The sequence below is a fragment of the Leucobacter chinensis genome (genome assembly GCF_019049105.1).
GTDB classification, from domain to species: domain Bacteria; phylum Actinomycetota; class Actinomycetes; order Actinomycetales; family Microbacteriaceae; genus Leucobacter_A; species Leucobacter_A chinensis.
Genome location: NZ_JAHQZR010000008.1, coordinates 1 through 20,002 on the forward strand (window position 1 = coordinate 1; position 20,002 = coordinate 20,002).

Annotated in this window: 10 protein-coding genes; 6 read left to right on the top strand and 4 right to left on the bottom strand. The window is 61.4% G+C overall.

What is annotated here, in order from left to right; all coding sequences use genetic code 11:
- Nucleotides 1-2,091 (top strand): HtaA domain-containing protein (locus tag KTJ78_RS09605; RefSeq protein ID WP_217135106.1); only part of this gene is annotated, 2,091 nt, incomplete at its 5' end.
- 26 nt (nt 2,092-2,117) lie between these two features.
- Nucleotides 2,118-3,068 (top strand): HtaA domain-containing protein, encoded by a 951-nt coding sequence (locus tag KTJ78_RS09610; RefSeq protein ID WP_217135109.1) that lies wholly within the window; start codon nt 2,118-2,120, stop codon nt 3,066-3,068.
- Between the two features lie 49 nt (nt 3,069-3,117).
- Here KTJ78_RS09610 and KTJ78_RS09615 read toward each other — a convergent pair whose 3' ends face one another.
- Nucleotides 3,118-3,936, bottom strand: coding sequence for a heme ABC transporter ATP-binding protein (locus KTJ78_RS09615; protein WP_254259574.1), 819 nt, complete (start codon nt 3,934-3,936; stop codon nt 3,118-3,120).
- Between the two features lie 2 nt (nt 3,937-3,938).
- Nucleotides 3,939-5,003, bottom strand: coding sequence for a FecCD family ABC transporter permease (locus tag KTJ78_RS09620; protein ID WP_217135111.1), 1,065 nt, complete (start codon nt 5,001-5,003; stop codon nt 3,939-3,941).
- Nucleotides 5,004-5,140: 137 nt separating this feature from the next.
- Here KTJ78_RS09620 and KTJ78_RS09625 point away from each other — a divergent pair, with 137 nt between their 5' ends.
- The 4 genes from KTJ78_RS09625 to KTJ78_RS09640 all read left to right on the top strand — a co-directional run bounded on the left by KTJ78_RS09625 (nt 5,141) and on the right by KTJ78_RS09640 (nt 18,820).
- The gene (locus KTJ78_RS09625) at nt 5,141-6,271 is read left to right on the top strand and encodes a heme/hemin ABC transporter substrate-binding protein (RefSeq protein WP_217135113.1); all 1,131 of its coding nucleotides are present in this window, start codon (nt 5,141-5,143) and stop codon (nt 6,269-6,271) included.
- Between the two features lie 50 nt (nt 6,272-6,321).
- Complete coding sequence (locus KTJ78_RS13610; RefSeq protein ID WP_217135115.1) at nt 6,322-6,921, top strand: LytR C-terminal domain-containing protein; 600 nt, start codon at nt 6,322-6,324, stop codon at nt 6,919-6,921.
- A 164-nt stretch (nt 6,922-7,085) separates the two neighbouring features.
- The gene (gene groL / locus KTJ78_RS09635; RefSeq protein ID WP_217135117.1) at nt 7,086-8,708 is read left to right on the top strand and encodes a chaperonin GroEL; all 1,623 of its coding nucleotides are present in this window, start codon (nt 7,086-7,088) and stop codon (nt 8,706-8,708) included.
- Nucleotides 8,709-8,938: 230 nt separating this feature from the next.
- Entirely contained in the window at nt 8,939-18,820 is a 9,882-nt protein-coding gene (locus KTJ78_RS09640) for an isopeptide-forming domain-containing fimbrial protein (RefSeq protein ID WP_217135119.1), read from the top strand.
- A 113-nt stretch (nt 18,821-18,933) separates the two neighbouring features.
- On the opposite strand, the gene KTJ78_RS09645 is transcribed toward KTJ78_RS09640, so the two are convergent.
- Together KTJ78_RS09645 and KTJ78_RS09650 are read right to left on the bottom strand one after the other, a co-directional pair.
- Nucleotides 18,934-19,665, bottom strand: a complete 732-nt coding sequence (locus KTJ78_RS09645; RefSeq protein ID WP_217135121.1) for an NUDIX hydrolase — start codon at nt 19,663-19,665, stop codon at nt 18,934-18,936.
- 41 nt (nt 19,666-19,706) lie between these two features.
- Nucleotides 19,707-19,982, bottom strand: coding sequence for a hypothetical protein (locus tag KTJ78_RS09650; RefSeq protein WP_217135123.1), 276 nt, complete (start codon nt 19,980-19,982; stop codon nt 19,707-19,709).
- Nucleotides 19,983-20,002 lie beyond the last annotated feature (20 nt).

The following is a 20,002-nucleotide window of genomic DNA, read 5'->3' on the forward strand; positions in this document are numbered from 1 at the left end:
CTTGGTGGTGGGGCGACGTCGTTGTTTACTGCTGCTGATCACACGGCTCAGGATGATCGTTCGCAGGATGCGAAGGCTGCGCTGAAGTTTGCCAAGGCCTCGACAGGTCCGAAGTTGTCGGTGTCGCCGAATCTTGATTTGGATCCGTCGGGTGACACGGTAACGGTGAAGGGTGAGGGGTATAACCCTGAGCAGGGCATTTATGTGTTCTTGTGTGCTGATACCGAGTTGCCGACTGATTTGTTTACGCATGCGTTGGGCTGCACCGATGGTGCTGCGACGGTGGGTAATGCTCCTTGGTCGAAGAATAAGTTCACCGCTGATGGTTCGTTTGAGTTTGAGATGAATGTGAAGCAGCTTGGTGGTGGGGCGACGTCGTTGTTTACTGCTGCTGATCACACGGCTCAGGATGATCGTTCGCAGGATGCGAAGGCCACGCTGAAGTTTGCCGATGGATCGACTGAGCCCGAGGTTCCCGTCGGTCCGGAGATCCCCAAGCCGGTTCAGGGCGGTTTGACCTGGGGCGTGAAAAAAGACTTCGTTGACTACATTGAGGGCCCTATCGCTAAGGGCTCAGTCAAGATGATCAAACCGGCCACCCGCAAGGGCGATCAATTCAACTTCCCGCAGGTCGCGGGCGGTAAGTGGGATGAAAAATCGCTGACTGGCACCGCAAGCTACGGCGGTGCAGTTACCTTCTACGGTCACAAGGGTGCTCTGAACGTGACTCTTGCCAACCCTCAGGTTGTTGTTCAGAGTAAGAACGCTGCGGTGTTGAAGGCCGATTACGAGGGCAAGCGGGTTGCGATCGGAAACGTAGACCTTGCAAGTGCTAAGGCCACGAAGGCGAAAGACGGAAGCGTTACCTGGAGCAACGCGCCAGTGAAACTACACAAAGAAGGCGTGAACGTCTTTAGTCACGCTTTCGACGGCGAAAAGCCGACGACGTTCTACGATGAGGGTGAGGAGCTTTCGAAGCTCACCTTCACCGTCGGCTCGGCCTCTGATGAGAAGCCAATCGTGGTGCCTCCCAAGCCTTCGATCAAGAAGCCAACCCCGAAACCCCTTCCGAAGCCCGCTCCGCCAGCCGTCAGCCAGCAGAACGGTGCGGCCGCAGGTTCGCTGACCTGGGGCGTCTCGAGCCCGTTCGCTGCGTACGTGCAGGGCAAGATTGCTAAGGGCGGTATTTCGACCCAGGGTGTTGGCGGCGGTCAAGGCGGCTTTGTGTTCCCGCAAGCCGGTGGCGGTAGCTGGAACCCACAAACCCAAACTGGCTCGATTCAGTACTCGGGTGTCGTGCTCTTCACCGGGCACGGGGGACTGCTCTCAGAGCCGATCGCCAACCCGACGATTACCGTTCACAACGCTTCGAGCGCAACGCTCACCGCGAGTGGCCGCACCTTCGGCCTCAACCTTGGTGCAGCCTCGAAGCAGGTTGGTCCGAACGGCGAGGTGACGTGGAGCGGCGTTCCGGTGAGTGGCGGTTTCACCTACGGATCATATAGCCTCGGCGCCGATCCGCTCAGTTTTACGGTTGGCTCGGCCAGCACGGCATCGTACGGCGCGCAGACAGCCGGATCTCCGCAAGCAACCCGCGCGGTTCCTGAAGAGCCTCCGGCGACAACGGGCCTCGAGGTTCTCACAGATGCTAAGAAATTGCGCCCAGGCGCGACGATTGAGATTGAGGGGTCGGGCTTCGAGCCTGAAGAATTCGGCATCATGGTCGTGCTCTACTCAGACCCGATCGTGCTCGACACTGAGGCCAGCGCTGACAAGAACGGCGTGGTGCGATGGATCGGTAAGCTGCCCGAAGACATCGAACCGGGCAAACACACCTTGACCCTGCAGGGAAGCATCTCGGTTGGCACTGAGATCGAGATCTTGAAGCCAGAATCGAAAAAGCAGACGCTAGAGGTGAAGCGTGACGAGCAAGTTCAGGCTGCCGAAGCTCAGCCGCTCGCGGTGGCTGAGACCAACGCAGAGGGCCCGAACAATGCCTGGGTGTGGATCGGCGCCGTTGCTCTGCTCGTGGTCGCCGCGGGCGCTGTCACCTTGGTTGCTGCGCAGCGTCGTAAGGCGCAGCAGGCCTAATATGACAGAGACCTCACGTTAGGAACATGATGAAGAACCGTTTTGTTGAGAAACTCGTTGCGGCGGCTGGTTTCACCGCGCTCACGGGCGCGTTGTTGCTCGCGCCAGCCACTGCGCAGGCGGCCCCTGCCGAGGCGCGCCAGACCGAGCCGCGTCACACCGAGAGCCTCGCTGCGTGCGACATCACCGATGCGACGCTCAACTGGGGCACGCTCGAACGGTGGCGTGCGTACATTCAGGGCAGCATTGCTCAGGGCTCGTGGTCTGAAGACGGTAACGTCGCCTACGAGCTGCCCGAGTTTCGGTGGAGCGAGGGCGAGGGCATCGTCGCTGTAACCGGTGAGGCGGGCAGCGTGAATTTTGAAGGGACGGTCGTGTTCGAGGGGCACGATGGGCTATTGAACGTGACGCTCGGTAACCCGACGCTCGAGATCGTTGACCCGGCCGAGGCCTACCTGCTGCTCGATCTCTCGTCAACGAAGCAGAGCGGCGAGCCCGACATCGAGGTAAAACAGGAGCGGGCGGTCAAGCTCGACTTCAACGCCGCATCGGGCAAGGTTGAGGGCAATACTCTGACCTTCAACGCACTCGAAGGTCAGCTGACCGCCGAGGGTGCGGCCGCATTTGGTGGCTTTTACTCGGCTGGTGAGCAGGTCGACCCTGTGACCATCACGATGAGTACGGGTGACTCCGGCTGCTCATTCGTGGCCAGCGACGAAGAGCCTGTTCCGGCGCCGTTGCCCGAAGAAGAGGATGCGTCAGACCAGCAAGCACCGGTCGACGAGGGCAGCGATGCTACCGAGAATGAGGCTGACTTTCCGTGGTTGCCCGTGGTCATCGGCGGTGTCGCGCTGCTCGTGATTCTTGGCGCTGGCATCATGCTGTTCACCGGCCGCAAGAAAACCGAGCCGAGTGCGTCAGAGCCCGAGGGCGACTCCGACGATGCTGAGACATATCAGGGTCACGGCAACGAGTAATTCCTTGCGCGCGGGGGCCTACGGGCCTCCGCGCTTTACTTTGCCCGGCCTAGGCTTCGCGACGGGGCAGTACGATGCCGCGCCCGGTCACCGGGTGGCGAATGACCTCAACCGGGGTCTCATACACTTCGGTGAGGAGCGACTCGGTCAGCACCGTCTCGGGACTGCCACAGGTGACCAGCTTGCCAGACGAGAGCAGAGCAATACGGTCGGCGAATGAGGCCGCGAGGTTCAGGTCGTGTACCACGATGAGCACGGCATCGCCAGCATCTGCCCGCTGGCGCACGAGCTGAAGTAGCTCTTCTTGGTGACCGAGGTCAAGGGCCGCGGTTGGCTCGTCGAGCATGAGTGCCCCGGTGCGGCCAGCGATGACCCTGGCGAAGGCGGTTCGAGCACGCTCGCCACCTGAGAGCGTTGGTACGCGGCGATTGCCGAGGTGTCGAATATTTGCCGCCTCGATCGCCCAGGAAATAGCCTCGGGATCTTCGTCTTCGAGCGGTGTGCGTCGCCAGGGCGCCCGGCCCATTTCGACGACCTGGTGCACGGTAAACGGAAAGAGTACCTGGTTGTCTTGTAAGAGCACGCTGCGACGGCGTGAGAGCTCGCGCAGGTTCCACTGGGTGAGCGGTTGCCCGGTAAAGCGCACTTCACCGCCGTCGGGAGGCAGATCGCCAGAGAGGGCGGCCATGAGCGTTGACTTTCCGGCTCCGTTAGGGCCGAGTAGCGCGAGAATTTCGCCGGCTCTCAGCTCAATCGAAACCTCGTCGAGCAGTTTTCGACCGCCGCGCTCGACGGTGATATCGACAGCCTCGAACACGGGGGTTCCCGCCGGCTGAGGCATCGGTGCGATGAAGTGTTTCGCGTTCATGATTAGCCCCAGCCTCCCGAGCGCTTGCGTGTCGTGCGCAGCAGCCAGAAGAAGAATGGGCCGCCAACGAGGCCGGTGAGCATGCCGATCGGCAGGTCGGCCATCGGTACGACGGTTCGAGCGGCAAGGTCGGCGAGGGTCATGAGAATTGCGCCACCGAGCATCGACGCCCACACGAGCGGGCGGTGCGCGGGGCCCAAGATCATGCGCATGAGGTGCGGCACGACAAGGCCAACGAACGAGATCACGCCGGCGAACGCGACCGAGACGCCAACGAGCAACGCGACGAGCACGATGACGCCGACTCGCAGCATTTCGACGTTCACACCGAGGTGCCTTGCGTTTCGCTCGCCGAGCGCGAGCAGGTCAAGCTTGTGCGCGATGAGCAGCGCAACGACGATGCCGGCGAAGATCACGGGAGCGACGACGCTCACCTGGTCCCAGCGGCTGCCCGAAAGTGAGCCGAGCTGCCAGAACACGATCTCTTCGCGCGACTGCGTGTCACCGAGAAAAGTGAGTAGGGCGATGCCCGCACCAGCGACGGCGTTGACGGCAATACCGGTGAGCACAAGGGTGACGACCTCGGTTTTGCCTTCAGAACGGCTCATTGAATAGACGAGGAAGGTGGCCGCGAGGCCCGCCAGAAATGCGAATACCGCAGTGCTCCAGCTGCCAAAAGCGGTGAAGCCAAACACGATCGAGATGCCTGCGCCGAGAGCTGCTCCCGACGAAATGCCGATGACCCCGGGCTCTGCGAGCGGGTTGCCAAAGACTGCCTGCATCAGCAGGCCCGATACGGCGAGGCCTGCGCCAACGAGCGCGGCCATGGCAACGCGAGGAAAGCGGATCGCCCAGAGCGTCTCATCGGCCATCGGCGTCGTAGGGTCAGCAAACCAGTCGAGCCCGACTTTGCTGAAGAGCGACCCGAGTACCTCAGAAGGGGGAATGGGGAGCTGGCCCACACCCGCCGAGACGAGAAGGGTGATGATGAGTACCGCCCAGAGCATGACAAAAAGAAGCGTCGATACGGCCCTGTGGCCACGCATTGAAGCTGTCTGATCTTGCATGTGGGTGCATGGGCTTTCTACGCTGTGGGGTCGCCAGGAAGCGAAAGTCTGGCACACAGTATCTTAGGGTAGGCTAACTCCTCGTACCTGTGTGAGTCTATCGACTCCCGTGCCGTTGAGGGGAGAAGCGCCGAGGAATGAACAGAACACGACACAAACCGATTGTTCGTTCTGCAGCTCTGCTCATCGCGGTCTCGATGCTCTTGACCGGCTGCCAGGCGGCGCAGTCTGGGAACACCGGTGGCGGCGATGCTCAAGTGGTCGAGCTGGCACCGCTCAGTGAACTCACCCCCGTTGGCGACCCTCGTGCGGTGACCGGCCCAACGCACGTACAGGTGGGTGGGCCCTCGTTCGAGACCCCGAGCGAAGCGGCTGAGCCCGACCTCCCAGCGACGGTCCTCTCGAAAGACCTCGACGGTAAAACCCCAGAAGTCACCGTCACCGATACCTCGCGCATCATCGCGCTCTCGATTACCGGGACGCTCGCCGATTACGTCGTGGCCCTTGGCCTCGGCGATAATCTCGTGGGTAAAGACACCGCGACGAGCGCTCCGGGAACCGAAGACCTCCCGCTCGTGACGGGCTCTGGCCACGTGGTTAACGTCGAAGGTGTGCTCGGGCTGGAGCCCACGCTTGTACTGACCGATGGTTCGCTTGGCCCCGATGACGTCGTGCGTATCCAACTCCGCCAGGCTGGCGTTGAGGTTGTTGCGGTCGATCGTATTACTGACTTTGAGTCGAGCTACCAAGCTGCCCGTGATGTCGGCGCTGCCCTCGGGCTCGCCGAGTCGGGAGAACAACTGGCCGCCGCCATTGAGTCTTCAATTAACGACAAGATCGTCGAGATTGAAGAGACAGTGAAGCCCGCTGACGTCGAGCGTTTGCCGCGGGTCGTCTTTTTATACTTACGCGGATCAAAGGTTTACTACATGTTCGGTGAAGGCAGCGGCATCGATACGCTACTGAATGCTGTCGGTGCAGTTGATATCGCGACGGAGCAAGGCTGGAAGGGAGAAAAACAGGTTACTCCCGAGGCGCTGGTGGCGATGGATCCTGACGCGATACTCGTCATGTCGAAGGGGCTCGAGTCGGTTGGCGGGGTTGACTCGCTTATCGCCGACCTTTCAGGGGTCGCGCAGACGAAAGCCGGCAAGAACCGGCGCATCATTGATGTTGACGACACGCTCGTGCTCGCGGGAGGTACACGAACAGCTGACGTGCTTGACGGCCTTGCCCGCGCGCTGTACGCGCCAGACTCTCTTCAGTAGACGTAGAGTACGCTTGGAATCTCAGGCAGTATGACCAAGGAAGCGATCCAGTGATCACGACACGGCCCCACGAAGAACAAACCGTCGCCCCAAAGCAGGGTGACCGCTTTGACGGCGTGAAGCGTACGTCTCGAGTTGGTGCGCACCGAGCTGTCGAACGTCCCGGCTCACCGGGTGCCTGGGTGCTTGTTTCAACACTCATCGCTCTGATTCTCACGGCAGTTGGCATTCTGCTCTACACCCTTATTCCTTCGAGTGTCTCGTTCGTTGAACAGCTTGGCCCGGACGCTAAGGGGCCTGCCCCCGTTGTAGCCGAGATTGACCCCGAGACGACCGTGGCTGTGCTCAACGGAACCGACATTGCCGATCTGGCCTTCGCTGTGGATACCGCGATTGGAGCCGAGGGGTGGGGAACCACAACGTTCGCGGGAAACGCTGAAGATCGTAACGTGAAAATTTCAGCCGTGTTCTACACGGACGAAGCGAGTGAGGGCCTCGCGAAAGGGCTCGGCGAAAAGCTTGGCGGCATCTCGTATTACCAGAACCCGAGTTTCGTCACCGAGGGGAGCCAGCTTACGGTGCTTCTCGGCGCCGATTACAGTGGCCCAGGGCTTGAAGAGGCTAAGCAGTCAGCTAGCGAGGCTGAGTAGTCGCTGACCTCCACGCGATGCGCTTGCACTCTCAGGCGCAGAGTGCCAGAATTGTTTTAGCACTCGACAACGCTGAGTGCTAAGGGCCTCGGGTCACCGGGCTCTTTCCCACAGCGTACCGGCGCGGCATAGCTCGCCCAACGTCCAGGAGGGACGACAGAAACATGGCAAAGATTATTGCTTTTGACGAAGAAGCACGCCGAGGGCTTGAGCGTGGTCTCAACATCCTCGCTGATGCAGTCAAGGTAACCCTCGGCCCCCGTGGTCGCAACGTCGTACTCGAGAAGAAGTGGGGCGCCCCCACGATCACTAACGACGGTGTTTCGATCGCTAAAGAGATTGAGCTCGAGGATCCATTCGAGAAGATCGGCGCAGAACTCGTTAAAGAGGTTGCGAAGAAGACCGACGATGTTGCCGGTGACGGCACCACGACCGCTACCGTGCTTGCACAGGCGCTCGTGAGCGAAGGTCTGCGCAACGTTGCAGCCGGCAGCGATCCCATCGCGATCCGCCGCGGCATCGAGAAGGCCGTTGCGGCAGTCTCGGCCAAGCTGCTCGAAAACGCGAAAGAGATCGAGACGACCGACCAGATCGCAGCAACCGCTTCGATTTCGGCTGCTGACCCCCAGATTGGTGAGCTGATTGCTCAGGCCATCGACAAGGTTGGTAAAGAGGGCGTCGTTACCGTTGAAGAGTCAAACACCTTCGGCACCGAGCTTGAGCTCACTGAGGGCATGCGCTTCGACAAGGGCTTCCTCTCGGCATACTTCGTCACCGATGCTGATCGTCAGGAGACGGTCTACGAAGACGCGTACATTCTCGTCGTTAACAGCAAGGTCTCGAACATTAAAGACCTGCTTCCCGTTGTCGAGCAGGTGAGCCAGTCGGGCAAGCCGCTGCTCATCATCGCTGAAGACGTCGAGGGCGAAGCACTCGCAACCCTCGTGCTCAACAAGATTCGTGGCATCTTCAAGTCGGTCGCCGTCAAGGCTCCCGGCTTCGGCGACCGCCGCAAGGCAATGCTGCAGGACATCGCGATTCTCACCGGCGGCCAGGTCATCTCAGAAGAGGTTGGCCTCAAGCTTGAGAACACGACGCTCGAGATGCTCGGCCGCGCACGCAAGGTCATCATCACCAAGGATGAGACGACCATTGTTGAGGGCGCAGGCGAAGAAGAGCAGATTCAGGGTCGCGTTACCCAGATTCGCCGCGAGATCGAGAACACCGACAGCGACTACGACCGTGAGAAGCTGCAGGAGCGCCTCGCGAAGCTCGCTGGCGGCGTAGCCGTTATCAAGGCGGGTGCTGCAACCGAGGTCGAGCTCAAGGAGCGCAAGCACCGCATCGAAGACGCGATTCGTAACGCAAAGGCGGCCGTTGAAGAGGGCGTTCTGCCCGGCGGCGGCGTTGCACTCGTGCAGGCTGGCCAGGACGCTTTCGAGAGCCTCGAGCTCGACGAAGACGAGGCAGTCGGCGCTCGCATCGTTGCAAAGGCCATCGAAGCGCCACTGCGCCAGATTGCTACCAACGCGGGCCTCGAAGCTGGCGTTGTTGCCGATCGCGTAGCAAGCCTGCCTCACGGCCACGGCCTGAACGCCGCGACCGGTGAGTACGGTGACCTCGTTGCCCAGGGCATTCTTGACCCGGCAAAGGTAACCCGCTCGGCGCTGCAGAACGCTGCATCGATCGCAGGCCTCTTCCTCACCACCGAGGCAGTGGTTGCCGATAAGCCAGAGCCAGCAGGTGCTCCGGCAATGGATCCCGGTGCAGGTGACATGGGCTTCTAAGCCCGAGCACTTTCGCACTATCCCGAGAGGGCCGTCTCTTCCGAGAGGCGGCCCTCTTGTGGTTCCTGGGAACCCCGCAGAAATATTGCGCATATGCCTTGCGTGGTTACGAAACGCCTGTAGAATATTGTCGGGTTTAGTGCGGGGCCTCACCAGAGCGTTACAAGGGTTGAGCGCTCCGTCAGACAGGGTGTTTTCTCGCGCGTACAAACGTAGGGGAATGCTTTTTGTTGCATACAGATACTGGCGCTATCACGGCGCCTAAAAAGAATGCTGTCCGCTCGGCTATTGCCGGAGCTTCGATCGCTGCGATCGTGGCGGGAACGCTTGTAACTGCCGGGGTCGGCGCTCAGCGTGCGCTCGCTGACGAGCCGCGGCCAGAGGTCATACTCACGCCGCAAGAAACACACATCTTGGGTGAAGACCTTACGGTTGATGTCACGTTCTCAAACCCTGAAGGCGCCAATGCGACTTACAACCTCAGTGCGAGCCTGCTGCTGCCGGCAACTGTTGAACTTGTGAGCGCCGAGACCGCGCCTGAAGCGTCATTGAACGCGCTGACGCTTATTCCGACCGCGACATATCGGGCAGGCGACACACTGCCAGGCACCCCCGCAGCTGGCGACACCTGCAAGAGCGTAGGGCTCGACGGTCCTGTCTCGGGTCATTGCATCGTGCCTGAGGGTAAACAGCTTGCGGTATTCGAAAATTTCTCTGATTTGCCCGCGAAGGCTTCAATCTCAACAAACTTGCGACTTCGCCCCCTCGTCGACTCCAATGACACGGGAGAGATCGCCAAGGGCTTCGCTGTGGGCGACAACATCGAGCTCAGCATGAGCCTCTTCGCCTCGAGCAACGAGCGCTACAAGCCTATGTTTGCGGGTAGTAGCTCGGTGGGAGGCGCGAAGGCGAGTGCTGTTACCTCGCCACGCTCAGTAGCCGAGGCTTCACCAAAGGTCAACGCCCTCAGGGTCACGAAGTCTGAACCAAGCCCCGAACATGAACTGCTTCGCGGAGTGCATGAGCAGAGCACGATTTACACCCTCACCGTTCACCATACGGCAGAGGGTAACTTGCACGATGCGGTTGTCGTTGACTACCTTCCTGCTGGTCTTGAGTACCTGGGTTCATGTGACATCGCCGACAGTACGAGCGACGCGGGTAACGGTCAGGGGGCTGCTGAATATGAAGGGTCCGGTGCTCTTGCGACCGGAGCGGTAGGTGACAACTGCTTCGACGAAGAGAGCATCGAAACGATCGAGGCGAGTGCGGCTGAGGCTGAATCGCTCGGCCTTCCGGGTGCTGGCGTGTACACGAAAGTCACCTGGAACGTAGGCGAATGGCTCGCGACCCAGCAAGACACCGGTGTTGCGCCGATCACGCAAGCCGCGAGTGGTGGGGCTGGTAAAGCGGCCTCGACCGTGATCCGCTACAGGGCAGGCGTACCGCTCTTTGAGAACACGCTCTTCACCGAAGAACAAGCGCAGGCGCTTGGGGCGAAGGGGCAGGGAGCAAATCTCGACAACAACCTTGGCGCATCGACTCGGCACGGCTCTCCCGATGCAGATAACCGAGACGCGAAAAAAGCAAACACGCTGCGCAACACGGCCATCGCCGAGGGCACCTGGAACGGTGTGCTGCCTGAGAGCGCCCTCGATGAGCGCATCGAAGACTCAGGCTCAACGAGTGTCAAGGTTGTCGATGTGCGCGTGCGCAAAGACGTGCGCGTCAAAGGTTCAGACTGGGGCTCCGAGGCTTCGTTCACACAGGGCAGCGTCGTCGACTACCGCCTGCGTGTTGCAACGAGCGAGTACGTCGGTGCAGAGCTGAATGATCGCCCGACGAGACTTGTCGACGATCTTGAAAACGGACTGTGCCCCGCGTACCCGCGTGACATTACCGAGAACATCTCATCGGCCGCGGTCAACGGGAGTGAAGGGCAACCCAACTTCTTGATTGGCGATCCGAACACGCTCGAGGGCCGGGACTACGTCGACCTGGAGACCTGGAATACGAAGTTGGCCGAAGCCGGTCTTGACGGCTGCCAGTGGGGTGAGCAGTGGTTTACCGATGACGCAACGTTCTCGGGGGCAGAACTGAGCGGCATTGCCTTTGACCCTGAAACCGGACGCTTCTATCAGGACCTTGTGTTTGATAAGAAGAATGAGCAGGTGCTCGCCAACCCGAATGCCGAGGCCTCGGTAGTGTACTCGGTGCGTCAGAATAGTGCTTATCTCTCGAAAGACGGGAAAAATGGTGCGACGACCTCAGGCGACACCGTGCGAAATAGCGTTGAAATTGAAGCGCTCACGACGCCCCGGCCCGAGATCGCTGGTCTTCACAACGCCGGTGGTTCGACGGTGGGCGATGGTTTTTACGTGTCTGACGACTCAGAAGCCAGGGTTCGCACCGCCGATACGATTATCTCGAAGCATGTGCTGAACAGCGATACGGTTTCGGCCAGCGATATCACCAACGCCAATCTCGAGTGGGTCAAACGCAAAGAGACCCCTGTCGCGGTAGGCGACGAGGTTTGGTACAAGATTCACTGGCAGTCGGCCACTGGCGCCGACGTGCGTAACCCGCAGCTCACTGATTTTTTGCCCGAGGGTATGGCATTTGACCCTGCGGGTCTCGCGAAGGGTAACGAGTGGAAAGCTTCAGAGAACCTTCGCGTGGTTCCGAAGAAACGCGACGGCTCAGAAATTACCACAGCAAAACTGGGGCCCTGCACATTTGACCTGACGAACGACACAAACGCGGCAGCGGCCATTGAACTCTTCAATGGCAAGGTCGTGCTCGATGACGAACAAGACCCCCGAAACCTGACTTGGAAGTTTGGCTCGAACGACTGCTATCCCGCAGGCCAGGGCCCCCACGAGTCGGCCGATCGCTTCTGGCCGGCCGGGGTCGATCTCGATATTTATCTCAAGGTCACGGTCGTCCAAGCGCAGGCCTTTGGCGACGTCGATGTCGTGCAGAACCTTGCGAAGTACCAGCAGACCAACGTTGACGGTCAGATCTCGTTCATGCGGGACGATGCCGAGGTCACGCAGGACATGTCGGTGCGACTCATCAAGGGCATCGAACGAAACGATTACAGCGTCGAGACCGGTAAGCCCGTTTACCCAGATGCGCAAACCGTCAATAGCAATGTTGACGGCCAAAACGTCGTGCAGGGCAGCGAAGTAACGTACCGTCTCGATGTGACGGCGCCCGCTGCCACGACCCAGGACTACGAGGTGTGGGATCTTCTACCCGCTGGAGTGAGCGCCTCTGACTTGAGTGGCTATGACGCGGCCAATCACACGGTCACGGGCACCGGCGGTTTGTGGAGCGCGGCCGAGGGCGAGACCCCGACCGCGTGGAAGCAGGGCGAAGAGTTCACGGCCCATGCGTATGACTGGGAGAACATTCCGGCAGACCTTCAGAGCCAGGTCTCACCCGGGCTTGCCGATGAAAAGCGGAGCCTCGTCGTGTGGCAGGTGTCGGCTCAGGTTGCCGGCTCAACCCAAGCGCAGGGTGAGAAAGAACGAACCGAGCGCGGTTTTACCCTGGGCTACACGCTCGTCGTGCCCACCGAACAGACCGATGCTGAGCGTGCTGCTCAGATCACTCAGAACTACGAGAACGTAGCCTCGGTAGCGCAGTATTCGGCGCGCAATAACGGTGGAGGCACGACCGAACTCGTGCCGACGGTCTCAGAGAGTGCCGCTCAGGGCAAAGTGCAATACGGCGGCAACACGGTTGCTACCAGTCGCCCCGATCAGGGTGAGCCAGTCGTGAAGCGCACGGCACAGGACGGTCAGTACCCTGTGCCAGCAGACTTCGCGACCGACCCGTCGCACGTTGTCGTGCCCGGCGTGAAGACAGCCAAGAAACTGGTCTCGACCGAGGTGAAGCCACACGACAGCGCTGTAACCGACCCAAGTAACACATCAGGCCCCTCAGGCACCGTATCAAACAGGCCAGACGACGCCATCGTGCAGGGCGAGCACGCGACCTTCGAATACTCGGTCACGATTCCCGCCAACACGACGGTCAAGCGCTCGCAGCTTGCCGACGACGGAACACTGACCTGGTCCAGCAGCTCTTCGACACCTTCGTCAGGCAGCCTTGAGTACGAGTTCGTCGAGGGCAGCGCGGTGTTCGCTGGCCCGACTGAAGGTTACGACTTCGTGGGCAAAGGCTTCACGCTTCATGAAACGCAGCAGGGCGACAAGCGACCCGGAACGCTCGTGTTTCCTGAAAGCTACACGAACAACTCGGGCAAGCCAGAGACCTTCAGCGTTCAGGTGACCCTCTGGGTTCCAGACGCCGATGCCTCGCATGCTGACCGCAAGCCAAACCTCGGAAACAAAACTACGCTCACCAACACCGCCAGGTACCAGTTTGCTCAGCCGAACTCAGACAAGATCACTGCTGACTCTACGACGGCCAAAGTAACCTACCTCGAGCCGGCCCTGAAAATCACCAAGGGCGCAAACAAGTCGGTCAACGTCAGCGGTTCTGACACGGTGAAGTACACCCTCACCGTGGCGAACGAGAACGGCAGGGTCGCAAGTTACGACAACACGGTCGTCGACGAGGTTCCTGAGGGGCTCTTCATCGAAAAGGGATCATTCGCGGTGAACGGTCAGGCGATTGCCGATAGCGACCTCACGTTCACGAAGAACGTTTTCGACGGCGAAGGTGGCACCATCACCTGGAGCCCTGAAACCATCGAAGCGCTCAAGGTCGTACCCGAAAGCGCCAAGCTCACCTACTCGGCGAAGATCGCGCCAGAAACGGGAGCGGGCCAAACCTTTACCAACAAGGCAACGGTACGTGGCTTCACCCTTCCCGAAACGCTTGATGCTGGCGACCCTGCTGATACAAACGCGAAAGACGTGCGCAGGGGAGATCGATCCGCAAAAAACTCTGCGACGATCACGGCTACGACTGCCGAACTCAGCAAGCAGGTGCGCATCGCGAGCGACGAAGACTCGTCGTTTACGAACAAGGTCACCGCGCCGGTCGGCGAGACGGTCGAGTACCGCGTCGACGTTGCATTGCGACCGAACATTAGCTACTACAAACCCGTTATCACCGATACTCTGCCGGCCGGGGTCACCCTCGTCGACGCGAAGGTGAGCGGTCCCGAGATCGCTTCAGGCGGCACGGTGCTCGGAGGCGAGTGGCAGCACACGAGTAAGGGGCAGCAACATACCTGGGCCTACGACGGGCACATCGCCTCGTCGGCTGAAGCCAGAACGCTGCGCCTCACCTATCAGGTGCACCTTGGCACCGGCGTGACTCCCGCGCAAAAGACACTGACGAACCAGGCGGTCTTCGGCTGGAACGTCAGCAAGACCGGCACTGAGCGCAAGCAGACCGGTCGCGGCAGCGCAGACGTCGCGATTGTTGACCCGAAGCTTAGCCTCACGAAGAACGTGGCGCTCGCGAGCGAGGGTACGTGGCGCGACTCGGTCAGCGCCGAGGTCGCCGAAACGCTGCAGTATCGCGTTGTTGTGCAAAACAGTGGCACAACCCCTGCGTACGAGAGCGTCGTAACCGATACCGCTCACGATGGTCTCGTGATCAACGCCAAGAGCATTCGCATCAACGGTGAAAAACCAGCCGACGGTGAGGTTCAGGTAGATGGCCAGACCATCACGTGGAAGCTTCACCGAGCGATTGCTCCCGGCGCTGAAAACGCAGTGACGCTCACCTATGAGGGCGCGTTTGCCCCCTCGAACACGCTCACGAGCAACGAGAAGCACCTGAGTGAGAAGCTCAAGAACGAGGCGCTCGTCAAACGCTACGAGTCGTGGCCACGCGACGACAAGGGCAAGCCAGCCGGTCGCGAGTACACCCCGAACGTGAATGACAAGGGCGTGCGTGACACGGCTGAAGCCGAGACACGTTTTCCCTTCGTCGAGCTCTCGAAAACTGCGGTCGATGACTCGCGAACCGCCTACGTCGGCGAACCCTTCGAGTGGCGCATCACCGCCAAGAACGTTGGTGCGGGTAACGCACAAACCGTGGCGCTGAGCGATGCCCTACCAGAAAACTGGGCCTTCGGCGAGGTCGTGAGCATGACCGTCGGCGGCGAACCAGTCACGCCGTTCGCACCCGAAAAAGGCAAAGATGGATCGCTGATTTGGTCGTTTGGTACCGCTTTGAGCGAGACTGAATCGGGCACCCAGCCCGCTGCCATCCTGCCGGGCACCACGAGCGGCGCTGGTGAGGGGGCACGCGAGATCGTGATCCGCTACACGGCCGTGCCTCAGAACCCCGAGGCCACCACGAAACCGGGCGTCGGCGCATCGAAGCCGCACACGAACACCGTGAGCGCGGTAACCACCGACGGTCACGGCCAGACAGCGACGAAGAGTCGCGAGCACACGGGCCCTGAGGCAAGTGACAACGCGTTCCTGCGCGAGGCCGATCTCTTGCTCGAAAAGCAGGCGATTGGTGGCACCACCGAATCGATCGCGCTCGTTGGCGATGAAACGATCGCTGAGGGCAGCTGGGTTCCCGGGCAGCGTGTAGGCGATGGCTATGAGCAGCCTCAGTGGCGCGTCACGGTCAGCAACACTGGCCCTGACGATAGCTACGGCCCTTTCGCGATCACCGAGAAGCTCACCGAGCCGAGCGGTGTTACGACGGGCGAGTGGGTCGCGACTTACTACCCGAGCGAGAATGATGCCGAAAAGGGCACCAACGGTTCTGTTCTTGGTCGTTACCACGGCGAGAAATTTACCGTTGGTGACGAGCAGACCATGCTTGATGCCGAGGGTGAGGGGCGCATCGTGCTCGTCGCCGATGTGACCGTCGAACCTGGGGCCGTCGCAAGCGGCACCGAACTCTCGAACACGGCATCGGTTCTAGGACGCACCTACGAGGCACCGAGCAACCTGCCAGAGAACGCGAAAAACCCCAACACTGCGACGGTGCACAAAGAGCTGACCCCGTTTGCCGACCTCACAATCGCGAAGACCGTGAACTCGGCGGCTGCGGTCGCCGGCTCACCGGTCACCTGGGGCCTCACCGTCACGAACCTTGGCCCGTCTCCCTCGCATGCGAGCGCTGACGCGCCCATCACTGTGAGCGACACGGTTCCCGAGGGCGTCGTAGGCGTAACTGCCTCTGAAGTTGATGGCGAGTGGATCGCTACCGTTAAGCGCGAGGGCAAGCCGAGCGAGTTCCCGGCGAAGGCTGGCGACGTCGTGACCTGGACCTACCAGGGTGCCGCGCTGCCCGTAGGCGCGGCGAGCGAGCTGACGCTGAGCGGCACGGTCAAGAGTTCGCACATCGGTGCGATCACGAACACTGCGACGGTGAAACCTGGTGTGACGCCTGAGCCCAAGCCGAACGAGCCGAACGAAGACTCGGTGACGTTTGAGCCAGGAAACGAAACGACGATTGGCATCACCAAGACTCGCGTCGTCAAGGTCGCGGGTGTGTGGCAGCCGGCTTCTGTACAAGATGAGGTTGCGCCGATTACCCCGGGTGCCGAGGTAAGTTACCGCATCACCGTGCGCACGAGCGGCCTAGCTGATGCGAGAGGTGTTCAGGTTGTCGAGGAGTCGCCAGCTGTACTGACGTACCTGCGACACGAGGGAGTTGACGGCGCCGATTGGAGCCGCGCAGCCGGTGGCACGAACGCCGCGGGCGTGACCGATGAAGGGTGGGATACCTTCGGGCTCCAAGACCCCGCAACCATCGTCGCGGGTGAAAGCGAGAGCTTTGTCGTGACCTACCAGGTGGCACCGCACCTCGCGAACGGCCAACAGGTTGTGAACGAGGCCGAGGCTTCGGCAGAAAACACCGACGATAAGCCGCGAGATCGTGACAACGGCAGCTCGAACCGCGCGGTCGACCTCTCGATCGCAAAGACGCACACCTCGCCCGCTGCGGGAGAAGCAGCGGTTGCCGGTTCGAGCGTTGATTACCTGCTCAGCATCACGAACCACGGCCCGAGTGTTGCAACGTCTGAGGTGCGGGTTGAAGATACTCTGCCCGCGGGGTTGAGCCTCGGCCAGGTGCAGCGCATCACGCTTAACGGCCAAGAGGTTGCTGTGCAGCAGCCCGAAGTCGTGGGGCAGAAGCTTGTGTGGAGTGACCTGACGAGCGGGGCCGACCTGCCCGTCACGGGAACGATCGAGATCGCGTACACCGCAAATGTCGCCTCGACCATGCGTGCCCAGACAGGGGTGCGCAACCTCGCAACGGTCATTCAAGATGAAGATATCGACGGCAGCAACAACGACGCCGATGATCTCATCGATGTGGTCACGAGCGCCGAGATGGCCATTACGAAGACCGTTGCCGAAGGCCCATGGGTCGCGGGAACCGAGGTCGAGTACACCCTGAGTGTCGAAAACACCGGCCCCTCGGCGGCTCCCGCTCGGGTGGTCGACCAGCTGCCCGCTGGCCTCACGCTCATCTCGATTGACGGGGCCGACTGGCAGTGCGACGCGGTGACGCAGAGTGCCACCAGCGGTTCGTGCGAGTACACCGCAAACGGTGGTCTCGTGCCGGTCTCAACCGCCGACGCCCCGATCGTCTCAGAAATTACTGTCGTGGCAGCGATTTCAGAGAGCGCGGCGGCGCTGCCTCAGCCGCTCACCAACGAGGCCGTGCTGACCTGGCACGACAGCGAAGGCGAGAAGCGTGATCGCGACGAGGCCGCAATCGAGGTCTCCCGTATCGCCGACCTTGGCCTCGAGAAAGAGGCACTCAAGCGGGTTGTTTCAGATGATGGAACGGTCACGTACGAGCCCAACGGCACGCACGTCGCTGGCACCACGGCGTGGTACCGCATCGTGGTTGCAAACCACGGCCCGAGCGATGCCACAAGGCCCCTCGTTGTGAACGACCAGCTGTCGGAGGGGATGAGTTTCGTGGGCCTCGCGCCCGAGAGCGTAGACACCTGGAAGGCCGAGGTCTCGAAAGACACCCCGGGCCACACCGTCTTCACGAACGAGGCTGAGACCACCCTGCTGAACGGGCAGAGCGTTGAGCTCGTGTACGAGGTGAGGCTCGCAGCCGATGCGCCAACACACGACGCCGAAGGCAGCGCAATCGAGCTTACGAACACGGCAGCACTTGATACTCAGAAGACACTCGATCCGAACGGTGATCCCAAGACCGGCCGTGAGGCGCCCGACGGTGACGAGGCGGTTGTCGCCGTCGCACGTCAGATCGATCTCGGTATCGAGAAGACGCACGAGGCAGGCGCTGTCAAGGTCGGCTCACCGCTCGCCTTCATCATCGATGTCGTTAACCACGGCCCCTCGCAGGCAACCGGTATCGTCGTCACCGACACCGTTCCGGCGGGACTTGACGTGTTGAGCGAGGCCGGCCCCGTTCTCACCGAGCAGGGTGAGAATACCGGGTGGATCATTACCGGTGTCACCCCTGACGTCGACGGTTCGACCGTTGTGTCCGCGAGCTACGACGCGGCCTTGAACCCGGGTGAGCGGGCAACCCCGCTCACGATTGAGACGCTGGTCACGGCGAACGCGTTCCCCGGTGTGACGAACGTGGCCGAGGTGCGGGCAACCGAGCCAGAGCCCGAAGATGATTCGAAGCACCCGAACCGAGCCGAAGATGCTGTCACAGTGCCACCACTCGTGACCCTCGAGGTCGAAAAGCGGGCCATCGGAACCTTCACGGTCGGCGAGCACGCCTCGTTCGAGATCACGGTCACGAACCATGGCCCAACCGCCGATCCCGGCCCGATCACCGTCACCGACGTGCTACCCGAGGGCCTCACGTACGCTGACGCATCGCTTGAACCGGTGACAGTCGAGGGCCAATCGGTCACCTGGTCGCTCGAAGAGGGGCTCGCCACCGGCGAGAGTACGTCATTCACGGTCGGCGTGACCGTGGGCAAGAAGGCATACCCGAGCGTCACGAACGTCGTCACGATCGACACCCCGACCGAGGTAACGCCCGACTCGAAGCTCGACGACTCGGCAACGGCCCCCGTAGCCCAGGGCGATGAGCTGCCGAACACGGGCGCATCGGGCCAGTTTGGCCTGTTGCTCGTGCTCGCCGGTCTGCTCCTGCTCGGGGGCGCGGCATTGCTGGCCCGTTCAGAGCGCAGGCGCCGCACCGCATAGAACGCAGGGGTCGCAAGCGCTTTGTGCGGCTTGCGGCCCCTGCGTTTCTGCGCACCGTGATTTCACAACGGGCGAGGTGCTCTGAAAGTTGCGGGTGTTGCCGCGTTTAGGGCTTAGCCCACCTGGCTGATGGGAATTTCGAGCTCACGTCGTGGGTTCCATGGAATCGTCCAGCCGAGCTCGTCGTAGAGGGTCGCGAGCAGAATGCCCGTGAAGCCCCAAACGATGTGGCCGCCGAGGCGGGGGCTGAGCTCGAAGGCGTGCGAGCGGTGGGTGACGTCGCCACGTCGCACAACGCCGGTGGCGCGTGCCAGTGGGTCGAGCATCTCGGCGACGGGCACGCGAAAGACGCTCGCGGCCTCGGTCTTGTCGACCGCGGCGATCTCGCTCGGGCGCGACCACCAGCCAACGACGGGCGTGACAAGGTTATTGCTCACGGGAATCGGTACCTGGGGGAGTGTGCCGAGCACCTCAACGCCGGAGGGGTCGAGGCCGGTTTCTTCTTCGGCCTCGCGAAGTGCCGCGTCGATGGGGCCATCGTCCTGAGGCTCGAGGCCCCCGCCGGGAAACGCGATCTGCCCCGGGTGGTGCCGCATGCGCGCCGCTCGCTGCAGCAGCAACACGTCGAGGTCTGCTGGCACCGTCAATGCGGGCGGTGGGTTGTCTGGGTCGGGCAGCGTAATGACCTTGGTGCTGAGGGGTTCGGCTTCGATCGGATCGAGTTGCCCGAACAAGATCAGCACGGCCGACTGGCGTACGGGCCTGTCGCCCTCTGGGCCCTGTGGTTCGACAGAGAGGTCGATGCCTCGCGCGAGCAGTGCTTCGAGTTCTTCCTTGGGGCCCATATGCCTACTGTAACACCGGCCCCTGACACGCGAGCCGCGGTTTAGCCGTTGAGTAGCTCGCCGATTCCCTCGGGCGTGCGCTGCGAACGGGTCCACGGCTCGCGGTCTCGGCGTGCCACGAGGCGCACGCGATCGCGCTCCTCCTCGCGCATGGCGAGCAGCACCGCGAGCACCGCGGCCTGCTCTTCATCGCTCAGATTTTTGGTCACGAACTCGACATCGTCTGCCCGAATGACGTCGTCACCGGTGTCGATGAGCTCGCGCCTGAGCGCATCGCGCTCGGCGGCGTCGGGCGCCATGGGGGTCAGGTCAGACATGACTCTCAAGCCTTTCGAAA

Bases quoted from the DNA above. Each gene is read 5' to 3' on its own strand.
- KTJ78_RS09650 (WP_217135123.1), bottom strand. From the start codon at position 19,982: ATGTCTGACCTGACCCCCATGGCGCCCGACGCCGCCGAGCGCGATGCG.
- KTJ78_RS09610 (WP_217135109.1), top strand. From the start codon at position 2,118: ATGATGAAGAACCGTTTTGTTGAGAAACTCGTTGCGGCGGCTGGTTTC.
- groL (WP_217135117.1), top strand. From the start codon at position 7,086: ATGGCAAAGATTATTGCTTTTGACGAAGAAGCACGCCGAGGGCTTGAG.
- KTJ78_RS09645 (WP_217135121.1), bottom strand. From the start codon at position 19,665: ATGGGCCCCAAGGAAGAACTCGAAGCACTGCTCGCGCGAGGCATCGAC.
- KTJ78_RS09625 (WP_217135113.1), top strand. From the start codon at position 5,141: ATGAACAGAACACGACACAAACCGATTGTTCGTTCTGCAGCTCTGCTC.
- KTJ78_RS09615 (WP_254259574.1), bottom strand. From the start codon at position 3,936: ATGAACGCGAAACACTTCATCGCACCGATGCCTCAGCCGGCGGGAACC.
- KTJ78_RS09620 (WP_217135111.1), bottom strand. From the start codon at position 5,003: ATGCAAGATCAGACAGCTTCAATGCGTGGCCACAGGGCCGTATCGACG.